Annotated in this window: 5 protein-coding genes; 1 reads left to right on the forward strand and 4 read right to left on the reverse strand. The window is 73.1% G+C overall.

Features of this window, described 5'->3' with window-relative positions; all coding sequences use genetic code 11:
* Nucleotides 1–3: 3 nt before the first annotated feature.
* The gene (locus C1I93_RS27350) at nt 4–699 is read right to left on the reverse strand and encodes a glycosyltransferase family 2 protein (protein ID WP_111246161.1); all 696 of its coding nucleotides are present in this window, start codon (nt 697–699) and stop codon (nt 4–6) included.
* A 124-nt stretch (nt 700–823) separates the two neighbouring features.
* Between C1I93_RS27350 and C1I93_RS27355 the strand changes: the two genes are divergently transcribed.
* Entirely contained in the window at nt 824–3,136 is a 2,313-nt protein-coding gene (locus C1I93_RS27355) for a hypothetical protein (RefSeq protein WP_111246157.1), read from the forward strand.
* A 9-nt stretch (nt 3,137–3,145) separates the two neighbouring features.
* Here C1I93_RS27355 and C1I93_RS27360 read toward each other — a convergent pair whose 3' ends face one another.
* From C1I93_RS27360 to C1I93_RS27370, 3 genes are read right to left on the reverse strand one after another with little or no spacing between them, the layout of a single operon-like run.
* Nucleotides 3,146–3,757 (reverse strand): hypothetical protein, encoded by a 612-nt coding sequence (locus tag C1I93_RS27360; protein WP_111246158.1) that lies wholly within the window; start codon nt 3,755–3,757, stop codon nt 3,146–3,148.
* Between the two features lie 58 nt (nt 3,758–3,815).
* Nucleotides 3,816–5,204 (reverse strand): sensor histidine kinase, encoded by a 1,389-nt coding sequence (locus tag C1I93_RS27365; protein WP_111246159.1) that lies wholly within the window; start codon nt 5,202–5,204, stop codon nt 3,816–3,818.
* The gene (locus C1I93_RS27370) at nt 5,197–5,889 is read right to left on the reverse strand and encodes a response regulator transcription factor (protein ID WP_111246160.1); all 693 of its coding nucleotides are present in this window, start codon (nt 5,887–5,889) and stop codon (nt 5,197–5,199) included. Before C1I93_RS27370 ends, C1I93_RS27365 begins: the two co-directional genes overlap by 8 nt.
* Nucleotides 5,890–6,076: the final 187 nt, after the last annotated feature.

Genomic DNA, 6,076 nt, shown 5'->3' on the forward strand with positions numbered 1-6,076 from the left:
GGGCTACCCGGTGGGGCGGCGGCGGGCGCGTTCGCGACCGAGGATCCAGATCGCCTCGACGCCGTCCCGCCAGGTGATCTTCTTGCCTTCCTCCCGGCCCCGGGCCCGGTAGCTGATCGGCACCTCGAACGGCCGGATCCGGCGGCGCAGCAGCTTGCCGGTCACCTCGGCCTCCATGCCGAAGCCGCGGGAGCGGATGTCCAGCGAGCGGTAGAGCGCCACCGGCATCAGCTTGAAGCAGGTCTCCAGGTCACCGATGTAGGAGTTGAACAGCACGTTTGCCGCCATCGTGACGCCCTTGTTGCCCATCACGTACCAGAAGCTGTAGGCGCTGTGGCTGCCGAAGGTGCGGTTGCCGTAGACCACGGTGGCCCGCCCGTCGAGCACCGGGGCGAGCAGGGTGGGGATGTCCTGCGGGTCGTACTCCAGGTCGGCGTCGAGGATGACCATGTATTCACCCTCGGCGTGGGCGACCGCCGTCTTGATCGCCGCGCCCTTGCCCGCGTTGCGCTGATGGGTGATGACCCGCAGCCGGCTGTCGTCGACCCGGCCGAGGACCTCGCCGGTGCCGTCGCGGCTGCCGTCGTCGACCACCAGCAGCTCGATCTCGCACGGATAGTCGACAGCCAACGCCTGCTTCAGGGCATCCGCGATGCGTTCTTCCTCGTTGTAGACCGGCATGAGGATCGACAGCTTCACGGGAATCTCCACGAGGGCGGCAGTGTATCGGCCATAGCCTAGCCTGGCGGCTGAGCAGGATGCGGGCCACCGCCGTCGGGGATCCGCATTCGGGCATCCAGGCTGATGGTGTTTACTTCCGGCCATGTCGGCTGCCGGCTTCCCGCTCGTCCTCGCCCCTGTCGCCGCTGTCGTGCTGCTTACCGTGGCGCTACGGCCGCGGATCGCGGAGACCGTCGCGCCCCGGCGGCTCGCGGTGATCCGGGCGGCGCTGGTCACCGGCACTTTCGCGGTGCTGGCCGTCGAGTTGCTCGGCGTGCTGCGCCTGCTGACGCCGCTCGCGTTCGCGGTGACCTGGCTGCTCTTCGTAACCGGCTGCGCGGTGGCAGCGGCCCGACGCCGTCGGCGCGACGTGGCGCACCAACAGCCCGCGAGCGGCGCGACCACGGCATCAAGCGACGCCACGCCCGCCGGTTACGCATCCGCCGGCATCGCCGCAGCCGGGACGAGCGCCGCGGCCGGGACGAGCGCCGGCGTCGGCGGGACGGGTGGTGCGTCGGCGGTGGGGGCGAGCCGCACGGCGACCGTCGGGCTGGATCGTCCGGCGTCGACCGTCGGCGCGGACACCACCGGGGGCGGATCGGCCGCCGGCTGGCGGGGCCTGCTCGGCGAGTGGTGGGGTGCGCTGGGTGGCTTCTGGCGTACGGCGAGCCGGGGTGAACGGCTGCTCGCCGGCACCATCGGCGGCCTGCTCCTGGTCGAGCTGCTGATCGCGCTGCTGGCCGAGCCGAACAACTTCGACTCGCAGACGTACCACCTGCCGAAGGTGGAGCGTTGGGTGGCCCAGGGCGACCTGGAATTCTGGGCCACCCAGATCCACCGGCAGGTGACCATCCCGCCGGGCGCGGAGTACCTGCTGCTGCATCTGCGGTTGTTCACCGGCGGGGACGCGCTCTACCACCTGGTCCAGTGGGCCGCCGGGGTGGGCGTGCTGCTGGCGGTGGCCCGGGTGACGGCACAGCTCGGTGGCGGGCGGCGGGCCCAGTTGCTCACCGCGTTCGTGTTGGCCACCACGCCGATGGTGACCCTCCAGGCGACGAGCACCCAGACCGACCTGGTCTGCGCCGCCTGGGTGGCGTGCGCGGCGACGCTGGCCCTGGACGGGCTGCGTCGGCGGGCCGGCCTGGGTGAGCTGCTGGCCCTCGGTGCGGCCACCGGGCTGACCGCGGTGACCAAGACCAGCGGGTTGGTCGCGGTGGGACCGCTGCTGGTGCTCTGGGGATTGGGCCAGCTACGACTGGCGTACGCCGACCGGCCAGCCGACCGCCGCCGGACCCCCACCGGCGGGATCGCCCGTACCGTCGGCGCATCGCTGTTGATCATGATCGTGGCCGCCACTGTGGTCGGCCCGTTCCTCGGCCGGGTGTACGCCGAGTTCGGCCACCCGCTCGGACCGGAGCGGCTCCGCGAGTCCATCCCGATGGAACGGTACGACCCACCCTCAGTCCTGGTGAACGCGCTGCGGATCGGGCACACCGCGCTGGACACCCCGCTGGCGCCACTGCGCGAGGTGACCGCCGACGCGATCATCGGCCTGGCCGGGCTGATCGGGGTCGATCCGCAGGACCGGGCCATCACCTTCGGCCGGGAGATCTTCCCGGTGCCGTCCTGGTATCCGGACGAGGATCGGGTGGCCTTCCCGCTGGCCGGAATGCTGGTGCTCATCGGTGCCGTGGCGGCGCTGCGCCGGCCGGCCCGGATCAGCCCGGAAACGGCCGGGGCGCTGCGCGCGTACGCAGTGGTGATGGTCATCGCGGTGGCCCTGCACACCGCGATGATCAAGTGGCAGCCGTGGGGCAACCGGCTGGTGCTCTACGCGCTGGCGGCCTCGGTGCCGCTGGCCGGCCTCTGGCTCGACGCCCTCTTCCGCAACTCCCGCCGCTCCGCCGCGAACAGCGACCGGGTCCTGGAGCCGGCCGCCACGAACAAGGGCCGGCGGCCGGTCGCCGTGACGCTGGCGGTGACGGTGCTGGCCACCTGCGCGCTGGCTGGCGTGCTCGCGGTGTCGTACGGTTTCCCGCGCCGGCTGGTCGGCGCAGGCTCGGTCTTCACCACCTCGGAGTGGGACACCCGGTTCCTGCGTCGTCCCCAGTGGGCGGAGGAATACCGGTGGGCCGCCGACGCGGTACGGGCCGCCGACGCCCGCCGGATCGGCCTGTCGCAGCGCAACGACGACTGGGAATATCCCTGGTGGCTGCTGTTGCGGGACGCCGACGGCCGGCCACCAGAGTTGCTGGCGCTCCAGTCGGTCCTGGATGACCGGCCGCCGGCCGACCCGGCTTCCGTGGACGCGATCGTCTGCGTCAACAGCCGCGAACTCTGCGCCGATCTCGTGCCGCCCGGCTGGCGGTTCGAGTTCCGCGAGTACGTCGGTTACGCCCTACCGCCCGGACCGTGACACCGCCGGTCAGTCCTGCTTGGCGGGGATGACGATCAGGCGGGCGGTGGCGGTGTCGCCGGTCTTCGCGCCGGCCACCCCGACCTTCGTACCGACCGCGATGTCGGTGGAGCGGATCGTCCGGCGACGCTCGATCACACGCAGTTCCTCGCCGAAGGTCCAGGTCTGGGTGAACCCGTCGGTCGACCTGACGGTGATCCGGTCGCCGTCGAGGGCTGTCACCTCGCCACGCTGCGCGGCGACGGTCTTCGTACCGCCGTCCTTGGTCCGCACCACGGCCTCGCCGTGCAGCCGGTTGTCGCGCAGCAGCACCCGGGCGGTGCGGCGCTTGCGCCACTCCTCGGCCCGCTCCCGGCGGGTCTTCCCCTCGGCCGATGCCTCGCCCGACGCGGCCGTCGAGGTAGCCGCAGCGGCCGGGTCGACGGCCGCCGGTTCGGGGTCCAGCTCGGCGGGGTCGAGCCCGAGTGCGGCAAGCGCCAGTCCCTCCGCGCCCATCGCCGCTACCACCTCGACGCCGGTCTCCGGCGCGCTCTCCCGACCGGTCTGGGCGGCCCCACAACCGGTGGCGCCCAACGCGACAACCATCAGCAGTGCGGCGGTGACAGATCCCCTGCGTGTCATGTCTCGTCCTCTCATCCGTGGTGTGCGAACAGCGTCGCCGAGGCGGGTGAGCGGGTGATCAGGTCGATGTTCGAGCCGGGTAAGGATCCGGCGGCAGCCGGACGGTGAACGCCGCTCCGCCCTCCGGCGCGTGCCCGGCGATGATCGTCCCGCCCAGCCGCCGGACCAGTCCGGCGGCGAGCGCCAGCCCCAGTCCGCTGCCCACCTTGCGCACGCCCTGGTAGCGCCGGTGCAGTTCGCCACGGTCGAAGGCCACGGCCAGGTCGTCGTCGGTGAGGCCGGGTCCGCCGTCCCGGATCTCCACCACCGCCCCGGCGGCCGGGTCCGCGCCGACCGGCCGGACCGCCAGCACCACCGGCGCGCCCGGCGGTACGACCCGCAGCGCGTTCTCCAGCAACCCGTCGATCACCTGCCGGATCCGCACCGGATCGGTGTACGCAGGCACCTGCCGCTCGGGCACCTCGACCCGGAACACCACACCGACCCGGGCACACCTGTCGGCCCAGCTCCGGGCGGCGTCGGTGGCCAGCCGGGACAGGTCGACCGGCACCGGTTCCAGGGGGAAGTCGACCGCCTCCAGCCGGGCCAGTGCCAGCAGGTCGGCGACCAGCCGGTCCAGGTGCTCCGCCTCGGCCAGCATGGTCCGGCCGGTGTCGGCCGCCGACTCCGGCGCGACGACCCCGTCGGCGAGCGCCTCGGCGTAACCCCGGATGGCGGTGAGTGGGGTACGCAGTTCGTGCGAGACGGAGAGCAGGAACTCCCGCTGCCGACCCTCGCTGGTGGCCAGCGCCGTGGCCAGGCCGTTGAGTGCGTAGGCCAGGTCGGCCACCTCGGCCGGCGGCTCGATCGGCACCCGGACGGTCCGGTCGCCGGCCCGCAGCCGGGCGGCGGCGGTGGCCGCGCGCCGGATCGGTCGGGCCAGTCGCCGGGCCAGCAGCACCCCGGCGACCGCTCCGGCAGCCAACCCGGCCAGCAGCGGCAGCCAGAGACCACGCAGCACCTGACGCCAGACACCCACCCCGGCCGGCCTGGTCAGCACCACACCGTCGCCGCCGGGCAGGGCGCGCCCCTCGACCAGGGATCGTTCCCCGGCGACCAGCCGCCGACCGGAGACGTCCCGCCCGTTCGCCACCCTGTTCACCAGTGGGTCGGGCAGCCCCGGCCGGTCGACCGTACCGGCGGAGATGAGGTAGATGGTGATGTCCTGGTTGCCGATCTGGCGGACCAGCCGGCCACCGGTCAAATCCCGGATCCGACCCGGCCGGGCCCGCAGCAGGTCGGCAGCGAGCTGGGCCTGCACGGCGAGCGCCTGCTGATCACGCCGCTCGGCGGCCCGGACCGCCACCGGCACCGCCACGGTCGCGGTGACGAGCACCGACACCAGGGCCACCGCGCAGGTCACCAGCACCGCGCGGGCGGTGAGCGTACGGCCGGGACGCTCAGCCATCGGCGGCGTACCCGACGCCCCGGTGGGTCCGGATCACACTTGCCGCGCCGAGCTTCGCCCGGACCTGCGCCACGTGCACGTCGACGGTACGGGTGCCCGCGTGCGCGGCGTACCCCCAGACTCCGGCCAGCAGCTCCTCCCGGGTGAAGACCCGGCCCGGTCGATTCATCAGGTACGCCAGCAGGTCGAACTCGGTGGAGGTCAACTGCACCGGGTCACCGTCGACGGTGACCGACCGGCGGCCAGGATCGACCGTCACCCGGCCGAGCACCACCGGCCGTCCCGCCGGGTCCACCGGCCCGGCGGTCCGCCGCAGCACGGCCCGGACCCGGGCGACGAGTTCGCGTGGGCTGAACGGCTTGGTGATGTAGTCGTCGGCGCCCAGTTCGAGACCGACCACCCGGTCGACCTCGTCGTCACGGGCGGTGAGGAAGAGAACAGGTGTCCAGTCACCGGCTGCCCGCAGCCGCCGGCAGACCTCGGTGCCGGCCAGTCCGGGCAGCGCGATGTCGAGCACGCAGGCGACCGGACGCAGCCGGCGGGCCGCCGCCAGCCCGGCCTCGCCGTCGCGTTCGACGTGTACGCCGAAACCGTCCCGGCTCAGGTAGAGCCGGACCAGGTCGGCGATGCTCGGCTCGTCCTCCACGACGAGGACCAGTCCACGTTGCGGGTTGTCGACGGTCACCGGGCCATGATTGCCGATCGGCGGGGTGTGACTGGGTCAGGCGATGTTCGGGTTCGGTAAGAATTCCCGGTCAGCCGCGGTGCGGCGCTCGGTGCGGCGCTCGGCGTTTGGCGCTCGGCGCTCGGCTCGGTGGCGGCGGGGTCGATGGTCGGCGGTCAGCCGGCCACGACGGGGTGCAGGGTGGCCG

Source organism: Micromonospora endophytica (assembly GCF_003236305.1).
Lineage (GTDB): Bacteria > Actinomycetota > Actinomycetes > Mycobacteriales > Micromonosporaceae > Micromonospora > Micromonospora endophytica.

Coding starts and splice junctions, on each gene's coding strand:
- C1I93_RS27355 (WP_111246157.1), top strand. CDS start 824: ATGTCGGCTGCCGGCTTCCCGCTCGTCCTCGCCCCTGTCGCCGCTGTC.
- C1I93_RS27365 (WP_111246159.1), bottom strand. CDS start 5,204: ATGGCTGAGCGTCCCGGCCGTACGCTCACCGCCCGCGCGGTGCTGGTG.
- C1I93_RS27360 (WP_111246158.1), bottom strand. CDS start 3,757: ATGACACGCAGGGGATCTGTCACCGCCGCACTGCTGATGGTTGTCGCG.